The organism is Pseudomonas sp. S2_F03 (assembly GCF_054668335.1).
This window is the reverse complement of sequence record NZ_CP162759.1, coordinates 4495463-4521464: the sequence shown is the minus strand read 5'-3', so window position 1 is coordinate 4521464 and position 26002 is coordinate 4495463. Positions and strand designations below refer to the sequence as shown.

At 58.5% G+C, this 26002-nt stretch carries 21 protein-coding genes; 6 read left to right on the top strand and 15 right to left on the bottom strand.

The window, feature by feature from the left end; all coding sequences use genetic code 11:
• Positions 1-10: 10 nt before the first annotated feature.
• The 10 genes from AB4N76_RS21120 to AB4N76_RS21075 all read right to left on the bottom strand — a co-directional run bounded on the left by AB4N76_RS21120 (position 11) and on the right by AB4N76_RS21075 (position 12723).
• Complete coding sequence (locus AB4N76_RS21120) at positions 11-2110, bottom strand: acetate--CoA ligase family protein (protein ID WP_077430716.1); 2100 nt, start codon at positions 2108-2110, stop codon at positions 11-13.
• Positions 2111-2128: 18 nt separating this feature from the next.
• On the bottom strand, positions 2129-3289 hold the full coding sequence (locus tag AB4N76_RS21115) for an acyl-CoA dehydrogenase family protein (RefSeq protein ID WP_046029583.1): 1161 nt from the start codon (positions 3287-3289) through the stop codon (positions 2129-2131).
• A 41-nt stretch (positions 3290-3330) separates the two neighbouring features.
• Positions 3331-4122 carry an enoyl-CoA hydratase/isomerase family protein gene (locus tag AB4N76_RS21110; RefSeq protein WP_046029579.1) on the bottom strand — a complete coding sequence of 264 codons (792 nt, stop codon included), beginning with the start codon at positions 4120-4122 and terminating at the stop codon, positions 3331-3333.
• 348 nt (positions 4123-4470) lie between these two features.
• Positions 4471-5883, bottom strand: a complete 1413-nt coding sequence (locus AB4N76_RS21105; protein ID WP_460163475.1) for an amino acid permease — start codon at positions 5881-5883, stop codon at positions 4471-4473.
• 193 nt (positions 5884-6076) lie between these two features.
• Positions 6077-8338, bottom strand: coding sequence for an ATP-binding protein (locus AB4N76_RS21100; RefSeq protein ID WP_460163474.1), 2262 nt, complete (start codon positions 8336-8338; stop codon positions 6077-6079).
• Positions 8335-9108: a substrate-binding periplasmic protein gene (locus AB4N76_RS21095; RefSeq protein ID WP_077430721.1), complete on the bottom strand. Its 774-nt coding sequence runs from the start codon at positions 9106-9108 to the stop codon at positions 8335-8337. Before AB4N76_RS21095 ends, AB4N76_RS21100 begins: the two co-directional genes overlap by 4 nt.
• A gap of 5 nt (positions 9109-9113) precedes the next feature.
• Positions 9114-9830, bottom strand: coding sequence for a response regulator (locus tag AB4N76_RS21090; protein ID WP_046029569.1), 717 nt, complete (start codon positions 9828-9830; stop codon positions 9114-9116).
• Positions 9831-9922: 92 nt separating this feature from the next.
• Positions 9923-10570, bottom strand: coding sequence for a TetR family transcriptional regulator C-terminal domain-containing protein (locus AB4N76_RS21085; RefSeq protein WP_046029566.1), 648 nt, complete (start codon positions 10568-10570; stop codon positions 9923-9925).
• A gap of 247 nt (positions 10571-10817) precedes the next feature.
• Positions 10818-11600, bottom strand: coding sequence for a class II aldolase/adducin family protein (locus tag AB4N76_RS21080; RefSeq protein WP_046029563.1), 783 nt, complete (start codon positions 11598-11600; stop codon positions 10818-10820).
• Positions 11601-11673: 73 nt separating this feature from the next.
• A complete protein-coding gene (locus AB4N76_RS21075; RefSeq protein ID WP_460163473.1) occupies positions 11674-12723 on the bottom strand; it encodes an ABC transporter substrate-binding protein in 1050 nt (349 codons plus the stop codon).
• Between the two features lie 216 nt (positions 12724-12939).
• Between AB4N76_RS21075 and AB4N76_RS21070 the strand changes: the two genes are divergently transcribed.
• A complete protein-coding gene (locus AB4N76_RS21070; RefSeq protein WP_046029559.1) occupies positions 12940-14901 on the top strand; it encodes an oxidoreductase in 1962 nt (653 codons plus the stop codon).
• 66 nt (positions 14902-14967) lie between these two features.
• On the top strand, positions 14968-15567 hold the full coding sequence (locus tag AB4N76_RS21065) for a cupin domain-containing protein (protein ID WP_109787420.1): 600 nt from the start codon (positions 14968-14970) through the stop codon (positions 15565-15567).
• Positions 15568-15588: 21 nt separating this feature from the next.
• On the opposite strand, the gene AB4N76_RS21060 is transcribed toward AB4N76_RS21065, so the two are convergent.
• From AB4N76_RS21060 to AB4N76_RS21050, 3 genes are all read right to left on the bottom strand, one after another.
• Positions 15589-15795 carry a hypothetical protein gene (locus tag AB4N76_RS21060; RefSeq protein ID WP_460163472.1) on the bottom strand — a complete coding sequence of 69 codons (207 nt, stop codon included), beginning with the start codon at positions 15793-15795 and terminating at the stop codon, positions 15589-15591.
• Positions 15796-16302: 507 nt separating this feature from the next.
• Complete coding sequence (locus tag AB4N76_RS21055; RefSeq protein ID WP_109787403.1) at positions 16303-17892, bottom strand: methyl-accepting chemotaxis protein; 1590 nt, start codon at positions 17890-17892, stop codon at positions 16303-16305.
• A 45-nt stretch (positions 17893-17937) separates the two neighbouring features.
• Entirely contained in the window at positions 17938-20157 is a 2220-nt protein-coding gene (locus AB4N76_RS21050) for an EAL domain-containing protein (RefSeq protein ID WP_046029547.1), read from the bottom strand.
• Between the two features lie 860 nt (positions 20158-21017).
• Between AB4N76_RS21050 and AB4N76_RS21045 the strand changes: the two genes are divergently transcribed.
• From AB4N76_RS21045 to AB4N76_RS21030, 4 genes are all read left to right on the top strand, one after another.
• Positions 21018-22484 carry a tyrosine-type recombinase/integrase gene (locus tag AB4N76_RS21045; RefSeq protein WP_460163471.1) on the top strand — a complete coding sequence of 489 codons (1467 nt, stop codon included), beginning with the start codon at positions 21018-21020 and terminating at the stop codon, positions 22482-22484.
• A 60-nt stretch (positions 22485-22544) separates the two neighbouring features.
• Entirely contained in the window at positions 22545-23480 is a 936-nt protein-coding gene (locus AB4N76_RS21040) for a hypothetical protein (RefSeq protein ID WP_460163470.1), read from the top strand.
• Between the two features lie 87 nt (positions 23481-23567).
• Positions 23568-23960, top strand: a complete 393-nt coding sequence (locus AB4N76_RS21035; protein ID WP_460163469.1) for a hypothetical protein — start codon at positions 23568-23570, stop codon at positions 23958-23960.
• Between the two features lie 121 nt (positions 23961-24081).
• Positions 24082-24591: a hypothetical protein gene (locus AB4N76_RS21030; protein ID WP_460163468.1), complete on the top strand. Its 510-nt coding sequence runs from the start codon at positions 24082-24084 to the stop codon at positions 24589-24591.
• A gap of 117 nt (positions 24592-24708) precedes the next feature.
• Here the strand turns inward: AB4N76_RS21030 and AB4N76_RS21025 are convergent, their stop codons facing one another.
• Together AB4N76_RS21025 and AB4N76_RS21020 are read right to left on the bottom strand one after the other, a co-directional pair.
• Complete coding sequence (locus AB4N76_RS21025) at positions 24709-25284, bottom strand: recombinase family protein (RefSeq protein WP_460163467.1); 576 nt, start codon at positions 25282-25284, stop codon at positions 24709-24711.
• 129 nt (positions 25285-25413) lie between these two features.
• The gene (locus AB4N76_RS21020; protein ID WP_460163466.1) at positions 25414-25632 is read right to left on the bottom strand and encodes a hypothetical protein; all 219 of its coding nucleotides are present in this window, start codon (positions 25630-25632) and stop codon (positions 25414-25416) included.
• Positions 25633-26002 lie beyond the last annotated feature (370 nt).

Genomic DNA, 26002 nt, shown 5'->3' with positions numbered 1-26002 from the left:
GTTCACATCCTCACTCGTGGCCAAGGCGAATCAACGCATCGACCGCAGTCGTGCCAGCGGCACCGACCAACAATGGGTTCACATCGAGTTCCAGCAGTTGACCGGCGTTCTCACAGGCGTAATCGGCCACCGCGCGGATCGCCGCGACCAGCGAGTCCAGGTCCGCTGTTTCGCGCCCGCGAAACCCTTGCAGCAATGCAGCACTGCGCAGGCTCGACACGGCCTTGCGAATGGCGCCGTCGGTGGTCGGCAGCAGCAGGCTGCGACTGTCCTTGAGCAACTCCACCAGTATCCCGCCCGCGCCGATGACCAAGGCGAGGCCGAAGTCGTTTTCGCGTTTGATGCCGACGATCAATTCGGCCAACGGTGGCTTGGCCATTGGTTCCAGCAGCACCTGATCGAACGGCACGTGCGGCGCATAATCGGCAATGCTCGCACGCATTTTTTCCAGCGCGGCGCTCAGGGCCGCGGCGTCCTTGAGGTTCAGTGCCACGGCCCCGGCTTCGGTTTTGTGGGGCAGTTGCGCGCTGACCGCTTTGAGCACCAAGGGGTAACCCAGTGCATTGGCATCCGTCAGAGCGTTGGCTGGCGTGCTCAAGACACCGTTGGGCGTCGGCAGGCCAAAGGCGCGCAATGCCGTTTTGGATTCCCACTCGTTGAGCAGGTGACCATCACTTTCTAGCGCCTGTGGGCACAGCGGCACCAGCGCCGATTCACCGAGCGCCAGCAGTGCCTGACGATTGCGCTGATAACCGGCAATGCGCCCCCACGCGGCCAAGCCGTCTTCCACGCCTTGCAACGCTGCCACACCTTGCGCATGCAGGCGTTCACGAGCGTGGGCCGGTAGCAATTCGGGAAACGCCGAGGTGACAAAACCGGTCTTGCCGTGGCGCACCAGTGCGGCGCAAAACAGCTCCAGCAGCAGGTCGCATTCTTTGCGTTCGCCGGTGGATTCAGACGGGTAATCCAGCACCAGCATCGCCGCGTCCGCTTCGGTGCGCAGGGCGCTGTCGAGCATGCGGTTCAACGCTTCGCCGTCACCCCAAATTGCAGTGGTGAAATCCAGCGGATTGACCAGGTTGGCGTAGCTGGGCAGCACCTGCGCCAGTTCGTTGATTTGACCGGCATCGAGCTTGGGCAAGCTCAGGTCATTGCGTTCGGCATAGTCAGCAATCAGCCCGGCATCGCCGCCAGAACAGGCGAGCGCGATCAGGCTGTTGCCTGCTGGTAGCTTGCCGCACGCAGCAGCCTTGAGGGTTTCGACAAAACTCACCGGGCCACTGACGCGGATCACGCCCAGACGCGCAAACAGGCTGTCATACAGCGCATCGGAACCGGACAGCGAACTGGTGTGGCTGAGCGCCAGTTCGGCGCCGATCTGCGACACGCCGGTTTTCAGGGCGATGATCGGAATGCCCTTCTCCAACGCCTTGTGCGCGGCGCGGGCGAAACCCGGCACGTTTTTCAGGCCTTCGAGGTGCAAGCCGATGGCGGTGACGCGCGGTTCATCGAGCAGCACGTCCATCAATTCGGCGATGCCCAATTGCGCCTGATTACCGACCGACGCCATGTAGGCCACCGGCAGCGAGCGGTCGCTCATCGACAGGTTGTAGGCGAAGTTGCCGCTCTGGGTCAGGACGGCGACGCCCTTCTCCACCGGTTTGCCGCCATGGGCCACCGGCCACAACGCGGAGCTGTGCAGGTAATCGAGCAAGCCGTAGCAGTTAGGGCCGAGCAACGCCATGCTGCCGGCCGTTTTCAGCAACTGTTGCTGCAAGGCCTGGCCTTCGGCGCCGGTTTCGGCAAACCCGGAGGCGTAGCAGATCGCGCCGCCCGCGCCTTTGGCGGCCAGTTCGGCCACGCAGGTCAGGGTCAGTTCACGGTTGGTGGCGATGAACACCGCGTCCGGGCCGCACGGCAGTTCGGCGATGCTGCGCACACACGGCACACCTTCAAGGCTTTCATGCTGCGGGTTCACCAGCCACATCTGCCCCTGGTAGCCACCTTCGGCGCAACGCTTGAGCGCGCGGGCCATGCTGCGGCCACCGACAAACGCCAGATGACGCGGCGCGAGCAGGCGTTTGAGGTTGTCACGAATCGTCTGCGACATAGAAATTCTCCGGGGCGATCAGCGCAGCAGCGGCCGCAGTAATTCGCGGGAAATGATGTGCCGCTGGATCTCCGAGGTGCCTTCCCAGACGCGCTCGATCCGGGCGTTACGCCAGATGCGTTCCACCGGGCATTCATCCATCAGGCCCATGCCGCCGAAAATCTGCACCGCTTCATCGGCGACTTTGCCGAGCACCTCACTGGCGAACAGCTTGGCCATGCCGGCCTCGCCATCGGTCATGGTGCCCTGGTCCATTTTCCAGGCGGTGTGCAGGGTCAGCAGTTCGGCCGCGCGGATCTGCGTGACCATGTCCGCGAGCTTGAACGAGATGCCCTGATAGGTGCCGATCGGCTGGCCGAACTGCTTGCGATCCGCCGCCCATTGCAGCGACACATCCAGCGCGCGTTGCGCCTGACCGACGCAGTTGGCGGCGACCATCACCCGCCCGGCGGTGAGCCAGGCGTTGGCCACGTCCCAGCCCTTGCCGACTTCGCCCAACACTTTGGAAGCCGGTACGCGGCAGTCGTCGAAGAACATTTCGTAGGTGTGATATCCGCGGTTGCTCACGCACTTCGGACCACGGCGGATGGTCATGCCCGGCGTGTTGCGATCGACCAGGAACGAGGTCACGGCGTTACGCTTTTTGCCGTTGTGTTCGTAGGTGTCAGTGACGGCGAAGACGATGGCGAAATCGGCGTGGCCGGCGTGGCTGATGAAGTGCTTGCTGCCGTTGAGAATGAAGTCATCGCCCTCGCGCACGGCGCGGGTCTTGATCGCATTGGCGTCGGAGCCGGCGCCCGGTTCGGTCAGTGCGAAGCAATCAATCTTCTCGCCCTGAATGCACGGCAACAGGTAATCGTTGATCTGGTCGCCGGTGCAGGCCATGAGGATTTTCGACGGGCGAGCGACGAACACGTGCAGCGCCCAGGAAACCTTCGACAGCTCACGCTCGATCAGCGCCTGAGACAGGTAATCCAGACCGCCACCGCCCACCTCCTCCGGCATGTTGAAAGCATAGAAACCGGCGGCGATGGCCTTGCCGCGAATCTGTGCCGCCAGCTCTGGGGAGACTTCGTCGGCACGGTCGACCGCTTCCTCATGAGGCAGCAGTTCCTTGGCGACAAAGCTGCGTACCGCGTCCACCAACATTTCTTGTTCTTGGGTCAGTTGGAAATTCATGGGGCTACCTGTTGTTCGTGTGCTGAAGGTGGTGTTCGGGCTTAGCGGCCGATGAAACGGGCCGGGCGTTTTTCAATGGAGGCGCGCAGGGCTTCGTTGCCGTCTTCGCTGCGACCGCACAGCAGGCCGGCAGCCAACTCGGCTTGCAGTTGCTCCGGCAGGTTGCGCTGGGCGCCTTCACGCATGAGTTTTTTGGTCTGGGCAAACGCGAAGGTCGGGCCGTTGGCCAGGCGTGTGGCCAGTTCGGTGGTCACCGCCAGCAGTTGTTCATCGGCGCAGACTTCACCGACGAGGCCTGCGGCCAACGCGCGATCGGCGCCCCACAACTCGTCGAGGAACAACAGGCGTTTGGCTTGTTCAGTGCCGATCAGCCGTGGCAGGTGCCAACTGGCACCGGCGTCCGGCGAGTAGGCCATGCTGGTGTAGCCGGCCTTGAAGCGTGCCGATTGCGCAGCGATACGCAGGTCGCAGCACAGCGTCAGGTCCATCCCGGCGCCGACGGCGGTGCCGTTGATGGCGGCGATGGTGGGTTTTTCCAGGCTGTACAAACGACTCATCAAGGCGTGGGCCGTTTCCGTCCAGCCGTAGGTTTCGAGGGCACCACGGGCTTCAGCGTCGGCCCACTCGGCGAGGTCGGCGCCGGCGCAGAAGCTGCGACCGCTGCCGGTCAGGACCACCACTCGCACGGCGGGGTCGGCGCTGAAATCATCCAGCAACGCGTGGAGGTTTTTCAGGGTCGGGATGTCCAGCGCATTGCGCTGGGCGGTGCGATTGAGGGTGATCCAGGCAACGCCGGCTTCAACCTGACTGAGCAGAGAAGATTGAGTAGTCATGCGAATCCTCGAATTTTTGTGATTGGTCTGAGGTGATGCGACTTGAGGCCATACTAAACGAGTGTTCAGTAAGGCGGCAATTGGCAAGGAAATGAGCTGTAACAGCTTAAAAATGTGTCTATCTATTTGTATTTAAATGATTTATTTGAAAACACCGGCACTATGAGGATAGCGCTGTTACAACTTCGAACAACTGCCTACAGCCCGCCGCAAAACAACTGTGGGAGCGACGGTGCGACGATTCGACTTGCTCGCGAAGAGGGCTTCACATTCAACATCTCTGTTGACTGATCTACCGCTATTGCGAGCAAGCTCGCTCCCACAGGGAATGCGTTTTGAATCAAGGAATTAAACAGTCGGCAAGCTCGGTGCCAGCACCGCTTCGCGCTTGCGATGGATCAGGAAGTACGCGCCATAGCACAGCGCAATAAATCCAAAGCCCCAGTACAACGAAGGCCGTTGCGTTTCATCCAGCGCCAGGAACACGAACAGCGAGCAGCACAACGCAATGCACGTCAGCGGCAGTAGCGGGAACCATGGCGCGCGGTATTTCAGATCGCTGAGCTTGCCGCCATCACGCAGATACGCCTTGCGGAATTTGTACTGCGCCAGCGCAATCACAATCCAGGTCACGGTGCCCGACATGCCGCTCACTGCCATCAACACCATGAACAACGTGTCTGCCGCGACGAAGCTGGTCATCAGCGACACCAGCGCAAAACACAACGTGATGCTCAGTGCCCGCAGCGGTACGCCGCGCTTGCTCAACGGCGACAGGCTTTTCGGTGCCATGCCGGTTTTCGACATCGCCCACAGAATGCGCGTCGAGGCATACAGGCCGGAGTTGCCCACCGACAGAATCGCCGTGAGGATCACGAAGTTCATCAGGTCGGCGGCGTACGGAATGCCGACCATGTCGAACACCTGAACGAACGGACTTTCCATCAACCCGGCCTGCTGCCACGGCACGATCGCCGACAACACCACGATCGCCAGCACATAGAAAATCAACACGCGAAACACCACGTTGCGCACCGCGCGCGGGATGCTTTTTTCCGGCTGATCGGTTTCGCCGGCAGCCACGCCCATGATCTCGCAGCCCTGGAAGGCGTAGACCACGGTCATCATTACCGCGAACACCGCTGACAGGCCGTTGGGGAACAGTGAATCGCCGATCAGGTTGTTCATCATCGGCGCCGGTGCACCGCTGGTCAGCGGGATAGCGCCGAAGATCACCAGCACGCCGACCACGATAAAGCCAAGAATCGCCGCCACCTTGATCCCGGAGAACCAGTATTCGGCCTCACCGAAGGCGCGAGTCGCCAGTGCGTTCAAACCGAACAGCACCACCACAAACAGCGCCGACCAATACCAGATCGGCACCGCCGGAAACCAGCGTGTCATCAACATGCCCGCTGCCGTGAACTCCAGGCCCACGGTGGTCGCCCAGCTCATCCAGTACACCCAGCCGATCATGAACCCGGTGGCCGGGCCGATGAACTTGGTGGCGTGGGTCTGAAACGAGCCGGACACTGGCATTTGCACGGACAGTTCGCCCAGGCAGACCATCACCAGATACATCAAGAAACCAGCGACCAGGTACGCCAGAATCGCGCCCACCGGCCCGCCCTGATTGATCGTTACCCCGGAGCCCATGAACAGCCCGGTGCCGATCACGCCGCCCAGCGACAACATGAAAATGTGCCGGCTTTTCAGGGCGCGGGTGAGTTGGATGCCTTTGGTTTCGGTAGATTCGCTCATGTCCGCACCTCAATAGTCAGCAAGGTGTGCGGCATGGCGCGGGGAAGGATCAGCTTTACGGCAGTTCATTATTATTATCTCCAATAAGCTTCGAAGACCGCGCTGTGGCGGTTGCCTCGATTATTGGAAGACCTTGTAAGGTCCCGTTGACCGTAAAGATCAAAGATGTAAAAAGTCGTAACGAACTTGTACGTCAGCTGCGCAAAAGGTCCGCCAGCGTCTGTTGCGCGTTGTGCAGTTGCGCCTGAACCTTCGGCGCCATGGCGCGCAATGCCGACTCGTCGTTGACCAGCGCGGCCTCCTCCAGGGCCCGCAACACATTGGCCAACGCGCGAAAGCCCAATGAATCGCTGCTGCCGGCCAGTCGATGGGCCAGCTGTGCGACTTCGGTGCAGTCGTCGGCCTCGATGGCTTCGGTGAGGGCTTCGCGATGCTGACTGATCGAGTCGAGCAGCACTCGCAACAAGCCCCGAAGTTTCTGTTCACCCAGCAACGTGCGATGGGTCTCTAGCAACGGCCAATCCATGGCCTCGTCATCCGGCTGTGGCGCGGATACCGGCAACTGCCCGGCCAACGCTTGTCGCAAGTTTTCGAGTTTCAGAGGCTTGGCGAGAATGCCATCCATCCCGGCATCCAGATAACCGCGCATCAAGGCCGGCTGTACGCTGGCGGTCAGGGCGAAGATGCGGGTGTGACGGTTCGGCCCGTTGTTGCGCCGGATCAGTTTGCACAGCTCGACGCCGCTGATACCCGGCAGGTGCACATCGAGCAGGATCAAATCAAAGGTCTGTTCGGCACATTGCACCAGCGCCTGCTCGCCTTCTTCAGCGAGCCAGACCTGATGCCCGTCACGCTGCAACAAGCCGCTGACCACTTCGCGGTTCAGCGCCACATCCTCGACCACCAACACCTTCAACGCCTCACCCGGCGCGCTGCTCAGCGCACTCGCCGCCACGCCGATTGCCGGCTGCAACGTCAACTCGAACCAGAAACAACTGCCGCGCCCGACGTCACTGTCGACGCCAATTTGCCCGCCCAACTGCTCGACCAGATGTTTGCTGATCGCAAGGCCAAGCCCGGTGCCGCCGAAGCGTTGCGCCACTTCTTCGCTGGCCTGGGTGAAGCGCTCGAAGATCTTTGCCTGCATGGCAGGAGCGATGCCGATGCCGTTGTCCGTCACGCTCACGCGCACGTGTTGCCCGGTCTGTTTCGCAGCGTGAGCCAGCAGCGTTATTTCCACATTGACGTCGCCGCCCTCAGTGAACTTGATCGCATTGGCCAGCAAGTTGCTCAGCACCTGACGCAGGAATTGTTCGGCGCCGTGATGGCGCTCGGCGACGTGCGGATCGATTCGACAGCGCAGCGTCGTGTCGTTGCTCAGCGCGCGCGGTTCCAGCAGTGTCAGCACTTCGTCGAGCAGTTGCCGGATTGAAAAGTCCACCGGTTCCGGGTGGCTGACGCCCTCTTCCAGTCGGGCGAAATACAGCACTTCGTTGAGAATCGACAGCAAGCCTTCGCCGGCCTTGTACAGCGCATCCAGACGTTTGCCGTCGCGCTCATCCAGACTCGCGCCGCGCAGCAGTTCGGCCATGCCGAGAATGCCGTTGAGCGGGGTGCGCAACTCGTGGCTCATGGTCGCCAGAAAACGCGACTTGGCAAGGTTGGCGGCCTCGGCTTCATCCTTGGCGCGCATCAGGCTGGCGGTGCGGCGTTCGACCAGCCTGAGCAACTCGTCGCGATTGTCTTGCAGGGCCAGCCGATCGGTTTCGCGACGGTCAATGTCGCTGAGAATCGCCCGGCGCATGTCGTCCAGTGCATGCGCCACGGTGTCGATTTCGTCTTGCTGAGCGTGGCGGCGCTTGTCCAGGTGCAGGGGCTCGTGCCAGTCACCGGCGGCGATGCGCCGGGCAAACTCGGCCATCACTTGCAGGTGCCGCGTGACCAAGCGGTAAAACAGCCCCGACAACGCCACCGCCAGACCGCACAGAAACACACTCATCCACAGCAGGCTGGTCAAACCGGTGGCGAACAGGCGCTGATGCACTGCGCCCAAATCGGTGCTGACTTCCAACTGCCCCAAGTGCCGTGAAGGCCCGGTCGGTGGCTGATAATCCAGTTCAAAACGCTCGATGCGCAACGGCCCGACCGGGTCCGAACTGCCGTGCAGCAGATCGAAATCGGGGCTGATCAGATGAACCCGCGCCACGTCGGAAAAGTCCACCAGCCCTCGCAGTTGAACGTTCAGTTGTTCCTGGTTCAAGTCCCAAAGACTGCGCTCCAGACTGGCCAGGTAACCGGCCCGAATCAGCTCCATGCGCGAATCGATATCGCGCATCTCGCGGCGGTATTCAAAGTACAGCTGCACGGTGCTCGCCAGCACGGTAAAGCACAGGCTGAACAACAGAATGAACAGCAACAGACGCCGTAACAGTCCACCGGGTCGGGCGCGGATCATTTCGAGTTCGCCGGCAGGTTGATCATGTCGCGGTACGTGACCTCGCTTTCGCTGAGTAAACGATCGACCTCCCCGGAATCGACCATGCGCTTCAATTGCGCGTCGATCTGCGGCATGCGCGTGGCCAAGGAGGATTTGCGCGAGACGGCCACTCGCAAATAGTCGACGCTCAAGGCATTGGGTAGCGCGACGATGTCTTGCGCGCCCGGCAGGTTCTCGACGTAAAGCTGCCCGGTGCGGCGTTCCGAGGTGATGAAATCGATGCGCCCGCGAATCAGCTTGCCGAAATTCTGGCCGCTGTCAGACACCCATTCAATGTTCTGATGCTCGGCCACCAAGCGGTCGAAATCCACGCCGTAACTTTCGCCGAACAACAGCCCGCCACGGTAATTTGCCAGGTCTTCCAGGCGCTCGAATTTCACCGGGCGCTGACGGTTGATGAATAACGCCACCTCCTCGCGCAACACCGGCACCGTCGAAAACACCATGCTCTGCTCGCGTTGCGCGGTGCTGTAGGCCAGCACCACATCGACCCGGCCTTCGGCGGCGTCGAGCAGGCAGCGTTTCCAGTTGCCGAGCACGACGATGTCGACGTCGTAACCCAAACGCCCGAAGAGGTTTTTAACGACGCTGGGGGCGAGGCCGCGAACCTGTTTGCCGTCGCTCCAGGAAATCGGCGGGTACACCGGGTAATCGCAGTAGCGAACTGTTTCCGCCGCCATCGCACCGTTCGCGACCAGCGCCAACAGCAGGCCAAACACCCGCCGCATGGTATTCAGGCCGCCACGCTGGCAGTGAACAGGTAACCGGCACCGTGAATGGTAATGATCAGTTGCGGCTCGGCCGGGTCGTCGTGCAGCTTGCGGCGCAAGCGTCCGACCAACACGTCGATGGAGCGATCGTTGGGCACCCATTCGCGATTGCGGATCTGATCCATCAGTTGATCGCGGCTCAAGGTGTGGCCGCTGTTGCGCAGGAACACGCTGAGCAACTGGTACTCGCCGTGGGTGAGCAGGGTTTCGGCGCCGGTCTGGTCGATCAACCGTCGACGGTCAGTGTCCAACGCCCAGGCGGCGAATTTCTTGACCGGTTTGGCGATGGCCGCTGCAGGTTGCGGTGTCTGCGCGTGGCGAACCCGGCGTATCAGATTTTTCGCCCGTGACACCAGTTCGCGTGGGTTGAGCGGTTTGATCACGTAGTCATCGGCGCCGCATTCAAGGCCGACGATGCGGTCGATTTCGTCGTTGCGCCCGGTGATCAGAATGATCCCGACTTCCGAACGGACCCGCAGCTCCCGGGTCAGGGTCAGGCCGTCCTTGCCCGGCAGGCGGATATCGAGCATCACCAGGTCGACCGCCTGGCTCGCCAGGAAGGTTTCGGCCAGCTCCGCCGTGGCGGCGCAATGCACCTCATAACCCTCTTGGGACAAGTAGGCCTGCAGCAGTTCGCGAATCAGCGGATCGTCGTCGACGATCAATACCCGAGGAGTCATCGCATGGTGTCCCGCGTATGCCCGAAGGCGTGTTTCTTATTAGAGTGTTTTACTGCTTTGGCGCCAGAGAGTATCGACAGCTGAACGACCGATCAACAGCCCGTCGTCTGGACGCAAAACCGCTGCCGCCCGCCCGCCTGCAATCCGTCGACCCATGCTTCGCAAATCTGGATGCCCTGTTCCGGGGTGAACGTACCGGGGTTGAGCCCCGACTCCAGCCACAAGCCGTCGAGCAATGCGCTGAGGCTGATGGCGGCTAGATCGGCGTCGAAGTTTTCCCAGCTTTCTTCCTGCGCCAACTCGGTCAGCACCTTGCGCAAAATGCCGCGGTACTCGCCATAGGAATGCTCGTGCGCAAGGTTGATCGACTCCGCCGTGCGTACCGCGCCCCAGAACGCCAGCCAGGCATCGATCAATTGCGGGTCGAGCAATTCGGCGGAAAACGAACCGCGGAAGAATGCCGACAGCCTTTCGCGGGCGTTGGGTGCCGCGTGGGCCATAGCGTCGCGCAACAGGCTCATGACCCGACCGGTAATCGCCCGGTAGGCCTCGGCCACCAGTTCATCCTTGCCGGAATAGTGATGGCTGATCAGCCCGACCGAGACACCGGCTTCGGCGGAAATCTTGCGGATCGAGGCCCCCTGGAATCCGTGGCGCTTGAGGCACACCAGCGTCGCCTCGATCAGATTGGCCTTGCGCAACTCCGGCTCCATGCGGGAAAAACGGGCTTCCTGACTCATGCGCGACACTCTCTGTGGATCAATCGTTGGGGATGCGGCTGGCTAAGCCGCGCGCTGAACGACTGTACAGCAAGAGGGTGGCAAGTCTCTAGTCGGTTGCAGGGTTCTGGGACCGTGTCGCGCCCATCGCGGGCAAGCCACGCTCCCACATTTGATCTGTGTGTTTTCATTGTTTGCGTCCAACACACAACCCTGTGGGAGCGAGCTTGCTCGCGATGGGGCCAGCCGATTAATACATGAACATCGGTCAATCCCGATAACCCGGTGCCACCCGATCAAGCAATCGCAGCATCGCAGCCCAAGCCAATTGCATGGCATCCGGGTCGCTCAACTCGCCTTCGTCCAGTGGTCGGCCAGGGTCGTTGAACTGGCGTTCGGTGTGTTCACAGACCTCGGCAGGCGGCAACAGCAACTCACCGGCAGCTTGTGCGGCGAGCTGGATTTCGCAGGCCTTTTCCAGGTAATACATGCGCAAAAACGCCTGGCTCACGGTGTCACCCACGGTCAGCAAACCATGGTTGCGCAGCATCAACACCGGTTTGTCACCGAGGTCCTGCACCAAGCGCTGTTGCTCGCTCATGTCCAGCGCCACGCCTTCGTAGTCGTGGTAAGCGACCCGGCCATAAAACTCCATGGAAATCTGGTTCACCGGCAACAATCCGCACTTCAACGCGGCCACCGCACAACCGGATTTAGTATGGGTGTGCAGCACGCACTGCGCGTCTTCACGAGCCCCGTGAATCGCGCTGTGAATCACAAACCCCGCCGGGTTGACCGGGTACGGCGACGCCTCGACGGCCCGGCCATCGAGGCCGATTTTCACCAGATTGGACGCGGTAATTTCATCGAACATCAACCCGTACGGATTGATCAGGAAGTGATGCTCAGGCCCCGGTATGCGCACCGAGATGTGAGTGAAGATCAGATCGGTCATGCGAAAGTGCGCGATCAATCGATAACAGGCGGCCAACTCCTCGCGCAGGCGCTGCTCGGTGGCGCTGCGCTGAGAAAACGTGGCGATATCGTTCATTGTTTTAGTCTCCAGGCTGATCGGCTGCGCAGACAGTAAGGCTGGACGCCTTGAGGCGTCCAGCCGCGTGCGATTACTTGCTGGCCCAGGCGTTGAAGCGCTCCTCAAGTTCTTCGCCATGATCGACCCAGAACGCCACGTCCATCGACAGCGCGCCCTTCAGGTTTTGCGGCGCGGTGGGCACCCATTGCGCGAGTTGGCTATCGAGTTTGGCGGCCGCTTCGGTATTGGTCGGGCCGTAAGGAATCTGCTCGACGTACTTGACCTGAGCGTCCGGCTGATTGGCGAAGGCGATAAAGCGCTTGGCCTGATCGACATGTTTGGAGCCCTTGATGATCGCCCAGTAATCCATGCCATACAGGCTGCCCGGCCAGACCAGCCCGAGGTGACTGCCGCTTTGCGCGGCGGCGGCCACCCGTCCGCTGTAGGTTGAAGTCATCACCACATCCCCGGCGGTCAACCATTGCGCCGGTTGCGCGCCGGCCTCCCACCACTGGATGTAAGGCTTGAGTTCTGTGAGTTTGGTGAATGCACGGTCGACGCCTTGCGGAGTGTTCAGCACGGAATACACGTCTTCGACTTTCACGCCGTCGGCCAGCAGGGCGAATTCCAGGTTGTACACCGCGCGTTTGCGCAGCCCGCGCTTGCCGGGGATTTTTTGCACGTTCCAGAAGTCGGCCCACGAGGTCGGCGCCTGCGCCAGTTTCTGCGTGTCGTAGGCAATCGCCACGCTCCACACCAACGCCGCCGAACCGCACGCCTGGGCGGCGTCGGGGATCAACTGTTCGGCGCGACCGAGTTTGGTCCAGTCGAGCTTTTCGTACATGCCTTCGTCGCACCCGCGCATCAGGTCCGGGCCTTCGATCTGCACCACGTCCCAATCGGCATTGCCGGTGTCGACCATCACTTTGATCCGGGCCATCTCGCCGTTGTATTCACTCTGGATCAGCTTGCTGTGATCCGCGACGCTGAACGGCTGGAAAAACGCCACATCCTGGGCTTTCTGGCCGGCGCCGCCGTAACCCACCACGACCATGTCCGGGGCGGCCTGAGCGCTACCGAGCCCCATGGCGAGGGACAGGACCAAAGGATAAAAACCGTGCTTGAGCGTATTCGATTTCATCGGTGGTTCCTCTTGCAGGTGCCACGCGACCCACGCCGCCGTGACCCATTTTTATTGTTGTGAGGTTCGCCCCAGGTGCGGGCGCCAAATGAATCTACTGCGAGCACCAGTAAAAAAACAAGTTGATTTTTTACTGAAGGTAAATTTCTATAGGCAAATAATAACAACGCCGAAAACCCGGCCTTTCGGCTTCAGCCTGCCTGGAGTAACCGCACCATGCCGTCCTCTTCCGCCGCTTTTGCACACCTGTTCGAACCCTTGCAGTTGCGGGGCAAACGCCTGAAAAACCGCATCATGTCCAGCGGTCACGACACCTCGATGCCCACCGACAACCTGGTCAATGAGCAGCTGATCGCCTACCACACCGCACGAGCCGAAGGCGGTGTCGGGCTGATCGTGTTGCAAGTGGCCGGGGTGCATGACAGTGCGCGGTACACCTCGCACGTGCTGATGGCCACTGACGATGCCTGCATCGAGGGATATCGCAAAATCGCTGAGCGTTGCCATGCACATGGCACCGTGGTGCTGTCGCAGATCTTCCATCCGGGTCGGGAAATCATGGAGTCTAGCGATGGTCTGCTGGCGGTCGCCTACTCGGCTTCGGCGGTGCCTAACGAACGATTCCGGGTGATGCCGCGTGCGCTGGATCAGGCGATGATTGACGAGATTGTCGCCGGTTATGCCGCCGCCGCCCGGCGTTTGCATCAGGCCGGGATCGACGGAGTGGAAGTGGTCGCCAGCCATGGTTACCTGCCGGCGCAGTTCATCAACCCGCGGGTCAACCGTCGCACCGATGGCTACAACGGCGACCTGGAGCAGCGCCTGCGCTTTTTGCGCGAAGTGATTGCCGCCGTGCGCGCCAGCACCGATGAACACTTCATTATCGGTCTGCGCATCTCCGCCGATGAGCGCGATCCCGAGGGGCTGACTGAAGACGAGTCCTTGTCGGCCGTGCAATTGCTGCAACCGAGTTTGGATTACGTGCACATCGTCGCGGGCACCTCGGCATCCTTGGGTGGCGCGGTGCATATCGTGCCGCCGATGGCGATCGAGGCCGCGTATCTGGCGAAGGAAGCCGGAACGTTCAAGGCCGGCCTGTCGATTCCGCTGTTCGTGACCGGGCGCATCAACCAGCCGCAGGAGGCCGAGTTGATTCTGTCCCGCGGTCAGGCCGACGTTTGCGGCATGACCCGCGCCCTGATCTGCGACCCGCAAATGCCCAACAAGACCGACACCGGCCACCTCGAAGATGTGCGCGCCTGCATCGCCTGCAATCAGGCCTGCATCGGCCACTTCCACAAAGGCTTGCCGATCTCCTGCATCCAGCACCCGGAAACCGGGCGCGAGCTGATTTTCGGCCAGCGGCAAATGACGGGGCAACGTAAACGCATCATGATCGCCGGCGGCGGCCCAGCCGGGATGAAAGCCGCTGCCGTGGCCGCTCAGCGCGGACACGACGTGACCCTCTACGAGGCCAGCTCACAACTCGGCGGCCAGGTCTTGCTCGCGCAACTTTTACCGAAACGCGCTGAATTCGGCGGCGCCAGCACCAACCTGCAACGTGAAATGGAACTGGCCGGCGTGCGCGTCGTGCGCAACACCCGCGTCGACCGCGCGCTGGTGGAACGCGAACGGCCGGACGTAGTGATCGTCGCCACCGGCGCCGAGCCGTACTGGCCAGCGTTCGAGCGCGGCGGCGAATTGCAGGTGGTCGACGCCTGGCAAGTGCTGCGCGAGGAAGTGCCAATCGGCCGCTCCGTGGTGGTGATCGACTGGCGCTGCGACTGGATCGGCCCCGGCATCGCCGAACGCTTGGTACGCGCCGGGCATCAAGTGCAACTGGCGGTCAACGGCACCCATTGCGGGGAAAACCTGCCGCTGTACGTGCGCGACCAACTGGCCGGCGAACTGCACAAACTTGGCATCCCGATCACCCCCTACGCCCGCCTGTATGGCTGCGACGACAACACCGTCTACCTGCAACACACCGCCAGCGGCGAACCGATGATCTTCGAAAACATCGACACCCTGGTGCTCTGCCAGGGCCATCAACCGGTCGACACCCTCGGCGCAGAACTGCAAGGCCTGGTGGAGTTTCGACGCATCGGCGACTGCCTCGCCCCGCGCACCGCCGAAGAAGCCATTTACGAAGGTTTGAAAGTCGCCTGGGAGCTTTAAGGCTGTTTATACTCCGGGGTTTTGACAGATCCCGGTTTGGAGCACGCCATGAGCAACAGCAGCAAGATGCAGCCTGCCACCGGCGCGTCCACACCGGACAGCGCCAGCGCTGAGCCGCACTTCCTCGGCACGCGAATTCGTGGGTTGCGTAAACGCCGGGGCATGACCCTGGCCGAATTGGCGCAGATGAGCGAATTGACGGCGGGGTACATCAGCCAGCTCGAACGCAACCTCGCCTACCCTTCCATTCCGGCCCTGTTCAACATCGCCCGGAGTCTGGGCGTGACCATTCAATGGTTCTTTGCCAGCGAAACGCAAACGGCGCCGGAGGATGACGGCATCGTGGTGCGTAAAAACTCCCGGATGAGCGTGCATTACGAAGACGGCATCGTTGATCACCTGCTGACACCACAGCCGAATCGACAATTGGAAATGCTGCATTCGCGGTTTCCCCCTGGGACTTATAGCCAGCAGAGTTATAGCCATGAAGGGGAAGAAGCGGGGTATTTGCTGTCGGGGAGTTTTGAGTTGTGGGTCGGGGAGCGGCACTTTTTGCTGGGTGAAGGCGATAGTTTCAGCTTTTCCAGCCAGGAACCGCATCGGTATGGGAACCCTGGAGATGTGGATGCGGTGGTGATTTGGGTGGTGACGCCGCCTACGTTTTGAGAGGGGCTGAATAACACCCTCTCACCGTTGTTTCTGCTGGGTTGAATCACCAGCGGGCAGTATCAACGTTTGTTCCTCAGTCAGCGCCACATCGTTCTCATGCTCCGCTTGAGGCGCGGGCTTGGCAGGGACAAAACGGGCCACTAAACGCTTCACCGTCCTTTCAATCAGTGAAAGGAATCCAAAAATGATGAAGCCGAAGATCAGCCCGGTCACCAGAATGCTCAACGGATGTATTCCCGTGGCGTCAGGGCTGTCCAGCATGTAGTAAAAAAGCCTGGAAACCAGCAGCCGCACAGGCCGCTACGGCTGCAGCCAGCTTCACTCCCAACCAAAACCGTTGCCATTTGTTCATGCACTCCCCCGCTATCCGGTGATTTGCTCTGTGTGCATGATAGCTAATGACGTGGAGGTGTCTTGTTTCTGTTGTCGTCAGGCATGCGCCTCACGATCTGGAACGTCCCGGGTTAGCCCTAGATATAAACGACATCTTCGCTCGGTACCCAATGCAGGATGCGGGCAAGATCATGCCACGGGTAGTGCTGGGGGTCCGCGCGAAGACAACTGCTCTCATGGGGGAATGGCAAGTTGGCTTCACTGGCTTTTTGCCCGCTGCCACAGGACGTACAGCGCAGATAGACACCACTCAAATACCAGTGACGGGAAAACTTCAATACTTGGTTATCTAGCCCTGTCAGTCTTGGCGGTGGGAGCTTTTCAGCCAACTCGAACTCGTCATTCATTGCGTGAACGTCCCCAGAATTGCGCCGCCAGCAGTTGAAGGCGCTCGGCCAGTTTGGCGACATGGGCAGCAGTCGTGTGGCTCTGGCTACTGGCAAGCACGTTACTTTGGGTGGCTTGACTGATACTTTTCAGGTTGCACTGGATACTGTCACCTACCGCGCTCTGCTCCTCCACGGCGGTGGCTATTTGCACACTCATGTCGCTTATTTCACCGACTCGTTGGGTGATCCCATCCAGCGCCCGGGCGGCAAACAGTGCCTGTTCAACACTGGTTTCGGCCTTGCTGTGGCTACGCTGCATCGCGACCACCGCATCCCCCGTGGAGCGCCGTAAGGTATTGATGGTTCCCTGGATTTCTGCGGTGGATTGCTGGGTGCGCGTAGCCAGCCCGCGCACCTCGTCGGCGACCACGGCGAAACCACGCCCAGCCTCGCCGGCGCGAGCGGCCTCGATAGCGGCGTTGAGGGCGAGCAGGTTTGTCTGTTCGGCGATGCTTTGGATGACCTCGACTACACGGTTGATTTCTTGGCTATGTTGTTCCAGTTGATAAATCACTGCGCCGCTCTGTTGCACCTCGCTGGCGAGGCTGTCGATGTGCTGGCGGGTTTGCTCGACCAGTTGTCGACCTCGGTCGGTTTCTTGATTGGCCAGACTCGCGGCGCTGGCGGTGAGCTGAGCGTTGCGCGCCACTTCCTGCACACTGCTGGCCATCTGGGTTATGGCGCTGGACACCTGAGCAGTTTCCCCTTGCTGCTGTAGGGTCGCGCAGTTGTTGTTGTCCACTGCGGCGACGAGCTCTTCGGCTTCTTTGTTCAGCTGACGGGCCGAGTCGGCAATGCGGCCGACGACTGCCAGCGTCTCGGCTTCAAGCATTTTCAGGGTGAAATCGATCTGTCCAAATTGGTCGCTGCGGCCGCTGTAGAGCATTTGGCTTAGTGGGTTATCGGCGATATTTTTAGCTTTTCTGGCAAGGGCGTCCAAGGGGCGCAGGCTGTAGCGCAGCATGCCTGCGAGCAACAAACTAAGTAGTGGCGCAGCGATAACCACCATGTTCCAGGCGAGGGCACCGACCATGCCAAGGACGGTAAAACCGAGTAGGTTCAGCCCAGTGCCGGCGAGTGCTACGCGCATGCCGACAGACAGTCGTGACGGCGTCAGGTAGCGTATTTTTTTACCGTTGCGCAACTGTGCATAGAGATGTTCGGCGGCGACTACCAGTGCTTTCGGCGGGAGCGTTCGAACCGACTGGTACTCTACTATTTCACCATTGCGCTGCATCGGCGTGACGTAGGCGTTGACCCAGTAGTGGTCACCGTTTTTACAACGATTTTTTACAAGGCCCATCCACGAGCGTCCGGCCTTGAGGGTCTGCCACAGGTGTGCGAAGGCTTCTGGCGGCATATCCGGATGACGCACGATGTTGTGATTGACGCCGACCAACTCGGCCTCACTGAAACCGCTGATGTTGATGAAATCCGGATTGACGTATGTGAGGGCGCCCTTGGGGTTGGTAGTTGAAATAATGTTCGCATCGACGCTGAACTCGACAGCACGACCACTGACCGGAAGATTGATTTTCATTATTTGCCTCCTTAGCTGATGGATACCGCTGGGTGCCTGCTGTACTTACTGCAACGGGCACCCAAGCCCCTCGAAACTGTCTTCGCCGCTGAATAACCGTTGCATCTGCGCAGCCGGTCGTGCTCGGCTGAACCAGTAGCCTTGGCCGTAGTGGCAGCCTTCACTGATCACAAAGTCGAGTTGTGCCGGGCTCTCGATGCCCTCAGCCACCACTTCCAGGCCCAGGCTACAGCCGAGGCCGATGATCGCCTGGCTGATCGCGCTCTTTTTGTGGTCGTACGGGATGCCGCCGATGAAGCTTTTATCCAGCTTGAGGATGTGCAGCGGAAAGCGCGTGAGATAGCCAAGCGAGGAGTAACCGGTGCCAAAATCGTCCAGCGCCAACAACACGCCAAGGCTGGCCAATTCGTTCAGACAGGCCAATGTGTCCTCGTCGTCGTGCATCAGTTGGCTTTCAGTAATCTCCAGGATCAGGCTGGCGGGTGGCAGGCCGCTTTCTTGCAAGATGTCGATTAGCCGGAGGGTGAAGTCGACTTGTTGCAATTGGAGGCTGGAGATGTTCACCGAACAACGCAGGCTTTCATGACCGGCCAGTTGCCAGAGGCGGGTCTGCTGACAGGCTTGGCGCAATACCCATTCGCCGACGGGGATGATTTCCCCCGACTCCTCCAGCGCCGGGATGAACTCCAGTGGTGAGATCAAGCGTTCGCCATGGCGCCACCGCAACAGCGCTTCGACCCCAGACACGAGGGGTGCCCCTTGATCAAGACGATAGATCGGCTGGTAGTGCAGTTCGAATTCATTGTGTTTCAGCGCCTGGCCCAGAGCGGACTCCAACTCCAGATGGTGCTGTGCGGTGTCTTGCAACGCCTCGCTGTAGTGGGCGAACCGCGCCTTGCCGGCAGACTTGGCTCTGTAGAGGGCCAGGTCGGCGGCCTGGAGGACATCCAGCGCCTTGCCGTTATCATGTAATGGCGCGATCCCGATGCTGGCACTGACCACCAGGGTCCTACCGTCCATGTGCAGCGGTTGATGCAGGTTGTCGAGAATGCGCTGGGATATTTGCTCGGCGTCGCGGCCGCAAGTGAGTTCATGAAGCAATACGATGAATTCATCTCCACCGAAGCGGAATAGCTGATCACTGGGGCGCAGAGAGTCTCTTAAGCGCTGTGCCACTTCTACCAGCACTCGATCACCGACGTTGTGGCCAAGGCTATCGTTGATCAACTTGAAGCGGTCGAGGTCGATGAACAGCAGCGCCTCCTGGACACCTCCCTTGCGCTGTTTCATGAAGGTTTTCTGCATTTGCTCATCAAGGCGCGTTCGGTTGGCCAAGCCGGTCAGCGGGTCATGGTGGGCGGCATGTTTAAGGCGCTGCTCGGCATCCTTTTTTGCACTGATATCGGTCTGTGAACCGGCCATGCGCAGTTGGCCCGGTGTCGTCGCTTCGGCGACCCCACGCACCAGTACCCAAATATAGCCACCGTTGTTTTGGCGGATGCGGTACTCATGGTGAACAAAGGAAGTCTGCCCCTGTAAATGGGCATCGATGGCTTGGCGAAAATCCGGCAAGTCGTCCGGATGCACACGACCGAACCAACTGGCGCTACTCTCGCCGACGCTGTCGCGGCTGAGGCCGAGCATGTTGGCCCAGCGTTCGGAAACATACAGTCGATCCAGATCGACATGCCAATCCCAGATACCGTCGTTGGCACCGCGTAGCGCTCGGGCGAAGCGAGCCTCACTGTCCTCCAGAGCCTTGTGCTGGGCCGCACTGTAAGTGTCGATGGCCAGAGTCATGTCGAAAAAAACCGCTTTCAACAGACTTGAATAGAGCGTGGTGTTTTGGCAGTCGCCGAACACACTTGCAAGCATGTCGTTGAGGTATAGACGATAGGCGCCCAGATACCACTTCAACTCCAGGCCGACCTGCTGGTGGATCACACCGATGCGCAGACGGCCGTTGACGTACTCGTCATCGTAAGGCCCGCCCCACAAACACTGGTAATACTCGACCTGGCTGTGCTTCAGTCGGGCGGTGACGTCCGGCGCGCGAAGCAGCACAGACGGAGTAGGAAATTTCGCCAAGTGACCGTACAAATGATCAACGAAAGCCTGCTGAGCCGAGGCCATATGCGGGGCTGCTGCGCCGAGACGTTCGCCATCTTCGGCACTCCAGTCGAGAAAGCGGAAACGCTCGACGATCTCCTCGTGATCGAGACGGATGCGCCTGAGCAACTCCGTCAGATCTTTTGTCACCTTCATTCTCACTCCCCGGTGTTTGTACGGATGACTTTTTGCTGACAAAAAAAAACGCCGTGACAACCAGTTCTTAACCAGAACTGGTTGTCACGGCGCTTCGTCTTCCAGGCCCATTGTCCTGCTCGGCAAAGCCGGTCCCCGCCTTGGGCGGAACCTACTAATGGCATATTTACATCATTCTGGGCTGTCTGACAATTTATCTAGCAATGCCTGCAATCGTCGTCGTAGCAACCCCAGTTCGCGAGATTTGAAGGCATGTCTTGTCTGCTCTAAAACCTCTGTAGCTTCGAGCAAAGCGGACTGTATCCGCCCGGTTGGTCCCAATTGCCCTTCACCGAGCCAGCGGCAAAACGGCGCGGCAGTGCAATTACCCGGCGCGCTCAGCACCTCGCAATCTGGCGCTATCTGAACCAAGAGAGGGCGCAATTGATCGGCTAGTTCACGATCATTGCAGATAACTCTGGCTGTCTGGTTGGGCTCGTACATAACACATCATCCCCATAAGGTTGATGTGCTGTTTACAGCACTGTTCTTGTCATTTTATTGACTAAAATCAATGTTATAGCCGTTGCTTTGGATTCTCTATTTACCCTGTGAAACTCATCACTCTTCATTCCATTCAGGGAGCCCGGAGGGGAGTCCGCGAAAGCACAAAGCCATGCGGGTCCAAAGTATGGGCCGGGATTTTTTCAGAAACACAGAAACGAAAAAGCCCTGAATAATCAGGGCTTTTTCGTATATGTAATGGCGGAGAGATAGGGACTCACCATACGTAGACACGAAGCCCAACAAACGCTGCATTTACTGGCTTTAACGGCAATTTTACGTAGAATAGTTACGTAGAATGAGCGGAGAAATCGACCATGCCTAAGGCCAACAATCTTGAACTTCAAGGTGGCACCTACCACGTGCGATTGGACATTCCGAAGGATGTACAAGGAGCCTTTGGCGGTCGCCGTATCCTGTCACAGACGCTCAAGACAGGATCACGCTCAGAAGCCCTACTGAGGCGATTACCCATCCTGCACGCATGGAAGATCCAGATAAAGGCCATTCGCGATGGCCGAGAACTGGCAGACGGCTGGCAGGATGAAGTAGTGGTGGCGCTAGAGAAAATCGATCAAGTAACGCGTGACCAAAAGCGTGCGCTCCTTGGGGAATCTATTCCGCCCTCGCAACCCCTCGCCCCAGAAATGGCGGCAAATTTTCTAAAAGATCTTCAATACGCCGTGAACGTAGCCATTGACTTCAAAGCGCTGCGCGAGAATGGGTTAGCGGGGGAAATACACACGCAAGATGAATATAATCGAGCACTTAAAACATCGATGCAACACCGGCTTTCTACGGATTTCAAGCTTACCAACGAGCAGGGCCAGGAACTGGAAACACTGGTGAAAGATCCTGCCAATTATAAAGCTCGTTCGCCGATTACGAAGCTACGGTTAGCCTCATTCCGCACCTACAGGCTTGAGCATCACGTTGCACTCAAGACAGTCAATCAGCAGGAGTCGAAGCTGTTGAATCTGTCGGAGCATCTGCAAACGACTGGCACCAAGCTCGACTTTGATTCGGTAAATACATGGCTCCACGCCATGACGCTCAGCTCCAAAACCAAGCAACAATATTTGCTTGCTGGTAGTCAGTTTTGGCAGTGGGCGCAGCAGCATGAGCCACAGTGGCGACAGACCTTCAAAGGGCATCCGAACCCTTTCGAGAAACACATCTTACCCACGCTCAAGGGCAAGGCCAAACTCGACGCGAAACGGAAGGCTTTCACCATTGCAGAGGTTGGCACCCTATACGTAGCAGCAAAGGAACAGAACATAGGCGCGCTGCCAGATTTGATACTGTTGGGTGCGTATACCGGCGCTCGAATCGAGGAACTTTGCCAGCTTCGCACGGAGCATTTGATTACCGTTGATGGGGTGCAGATGTTCGATATTGTCGATTCAAAAACCGTAGCAGGGATTCGACAGGTGCCGGTGCATCCCAACCTAACGGTGTCGGTGAATCGTCTCGCCAAAGCGTCCACAGACGGCTATCTGGTGCCTACTGACAGCAACAACAAATACGGGATTCGGTCGGACGCATTGAGCAAGGCTTTTGGCAGGCTGAAAACCAACATGGGGTTTGATCGCACCCGAGTTTTCCACAGCATCAGGGCGACGGTCATAACCTCGTTGGTGAGGGCAGACGTAGCAGATAGGCTGATCAAGGAACTTGTTGGCCATGAAACGGGCACGGTGACGTTTGATGTGTACTCGGATGGTTCATCACCAAAGCAGAAGCTCAAAGCTATATCGAAGCTCCCTACCCTACCGACTGTTTAAACGTCAGCTCCGCTGACAGGAATACACCCTCGACATCACAAGCATGAGCACGGAGCCACCATGAAAGAAACGGTGTACAACTTTTACCTGATCGCTGATGCACAGGAACGAGTCCTTTACTTCGGACACATTTTCTATGACGTGGACGGCACCGACGAAGAGAAGGAAACCTTCTTGCGAACGGCGGCTGAACGAGATTACAAACAAGCGAAGCTAACCAAGGCTCCCATCGGTTTCACCATCGACGCATACAATGCAAGGACTCGTGTAGGCAAAGGATTAGAGCTGTTCGAGTATGCGTTTCAGGAGCATCAACCAGTGGCGCCGCTCGCCATAATCACAATCATTTTGGATGGGAAGCCAGCAATCAACTACAAAACGGATTTCGCACCACTGGATATGGCGGATGTAAACAAACAGCTTGGAGCGGTTGGCGTTATGGATGATTGGCTAGTCGAATACAGCAAAACCGGCACCTTCGACTTTGCAGAACTCGTTAATGACGACTACCTCAAAGCCTACAAGCTCTTGTTCAGCAATCAGTACTACACATCTGCAACCAAGCTTTTTCTGTCGTGCATCGACAGCCTTGCCTATGTCGAGTTTGGCGGCATCAAAGTCGGTAGAGACGAACCAAGCATTTTTTGCCAATGGCTGGACACTTATGTAGATCTAAGCCCCGTAGGCGTCACTGCCGAAGAACTCTGGGAACTGCGAAACGGTCTCCTACACATGTCCAACCTGCACTCCCTCAAGGTGCAGAAGAAAACGGTCCGAAGGATTTCGATATCCATTGGGAGCCTGCCGCCAGAGAAACGCAGCCCAAACGACGACACCCACTATTTCAATCTGGTGGATTTGTACAAGGCTGTAACGGACGGAATAGGGATTTGGCTGGGGACGTACATTGACAACCATGAAAAATTTCTAACGTTCGTTGAGCGATGGGACAAAACGATTTCTGACGCTCGCCTCACGAAATACCACAATGAGTAAACCCTAGAACCTGGCCCAATGCGTGACGTAATGGCACCAGGTCAACTCAGACGGTAAGCTCAGCCATCTAATAAAAGGACTGCACCGATGAAGGCATGGGCGATTGCACTGGCAACAGCGCTTGGGTGTGGTGAAGCCATGGCCGCAACAGACTATCGATGCACCGTTGAACGGACAGACTCAGCAAGCGAAAGCTCTGTAGGTAACTTGTTCATCGGCAAACAGTTCACCGTAGAAAGACGAACCGGAGTGATGGCCGGGGCACTGAAAAACTCCTACGTCACTGCGCCTGAGGTCATTGATCCCGGATCGACAGAAAACAGCTTCAAGGTGGTGACGACCATGCGGCTAGATCAGAGCCTAGGACCCGGGTCGGCGGTGTTCACACTAGTAATCAACGAATACCAAGATGGCCCTAGAAAGAACTTTGTTTTTCTGGAAGGTGACGATGTGTATTTTGGCTGGTGCGAACACTTCTAGGGGCGATTGACGCTCAACTCCTGACCGAGCGCGTGACGATGGCACCCGGCTATACGTGTCGGTTACATTGCCGAATCACACACGCAGATAGAGAGCCATCATGAGAGCAGGGACAGCAGCAGTGGTTGCACTGGTAGCATCGTTGGGGTGTGGTGAAACTATGGCCGCAAGCGGGAATGAGCTGCTTGAGTGGTGCAAAAATGTCGAAAATCCTGCTGTAGAAAATCTAGCCAAAACCGGGTTTTGCTTTGGCACCATGCAAACCGTTCTCGAACTGATGGTGGGACTGGATAACTACCTCCCCTCCAGAGTTGAGGCTCTGCGTGCCACCAAAGATAACAACCGGGCAAGCTGCGAAGATTACCGTCAAGTACATGCAGGAGAATCCAGAATTACTCCACAAGGGCGGCGTTACCCTCACCTTAATGGCGATGCAGCACGCATACCCCTGCAAGAAGTGACAACCGTTAGCAGCGCTGTAGGGGCAATAATATTGGCGAACCCATTTTTCCCGCCAATTTTTTTGACCACTTGCACGAGCGTCTTGGATTCACATCTGGAATTTCCAGAGAACCAGCCACGCTGTCAAACGCCATTGGCACTGGGCACCGCTATAAGCGAATGCCCATGAAATAAGCTACTCAGTTGTTAAAGAGCGGTGTTGCATTGCTGGCCCTGTACGGCGCCAAACGTGAATACGTCATCTACTGCACTCCTAAGGTGCTACACCCACTGATGCCACGCTGCATCAGGCGTTAGTGCGGTTCCAGTGGCGTTTAACTGTCGCAATCCCTATACCCAGCTCAGCAGCCACCTCTGCCTGTGACTTGTTGTTGCTCTTCCAGAAGAGAACCCTCTTCGTGGTGTCCATCGCCTCAGGCCGCCCCAGCTTCTTACCCTCAGCCTTTGCACGCATCAAACCTTGCTGGGTACGCTCAATCAGTAAGTCACGTTCAAATTCCGCTACAGCGCCCAACACTTGCATGGTCATCTTGCCCGCTGGCGAAGTCAGGTCTACCCCACCCAGCGCCAGACAGTGGACGCGGATACCGTTAGCCGCCAAATGCTCAACGGTCTGACGTACATCCATGGCATTGCGGCCTAGGCGGTCGAGCTTGGTAACGAGCAACACGTCTCCACTCTCCATACGATCCAGCAACTTCTGGAAGCCGGGGCGTTCCTTGGCGGCAACACTGCCCGATACGGTTTCCTCGATTACCCGGCTGGCTTGCACATCAAAGCCAGCAGCCTTGACCTCTTGAGTCTGGTTCTCGGTGAACTGCCCCGAGGTCGAGACCCGGGCATACAAGAAGGTACGGGACATGGTGGCTTTCCTTGGTATCGCTTAACGTGGGATCACCATAACTCAGGATCACCTAATCCACAAAGCTATTTTGATGATACCAAGAAGAAGTCCGACAGACGGTATCGTTTAACGGTCGTTTGATGATACCTACGATTGCCGAAGCCGATTGATCGCGTCTGTAATGGCGGATGCATTTGTATCGAGGGTTTGCAGCGCCGTGACGGCGTTGTCATGCGTGTAGGGCGAGCCACTGGATTTAGCCCATAGGGCCACTTCCTCAATAGCAGCCGCTAGGGCGTGTTGGTTGTATAACAGGAGGGTCAGGGCGTCTGCTGTGGCGACGTGGGCGTCTGTATTGGCTGGCATGGTGGTTCGTCCTTGAGGATCGTGAGGGCGTCTCACCCCCACGGTGAAGCTATTTACTTCTTAGGCTTCGTTGGTTTCTTCGGTGGCGGGATTGTTTCCACCGTCGTTGTCCCCGGATTCTTCTTGGCCTTGTCGATAGGGATGAATTGTCCGTTACCAGAGTCTCGGCCACGCTTGTTAACCATATCCTACTCCTTAATAGCCTATCGCCACGTTAGCGACACCATCAAAGCTAGTTCAGGAAGCTCTTTCCGCAAGGGGATGGAAGGCAGAGTGTGCTTTTGCAGAAATCGGTGATTCCAGCTCAAAACTGCCGTTTTGGTGCGGAAAACCCAAGCTGAAGCGGAATCACCGTTTCCAGCTAGGCTAC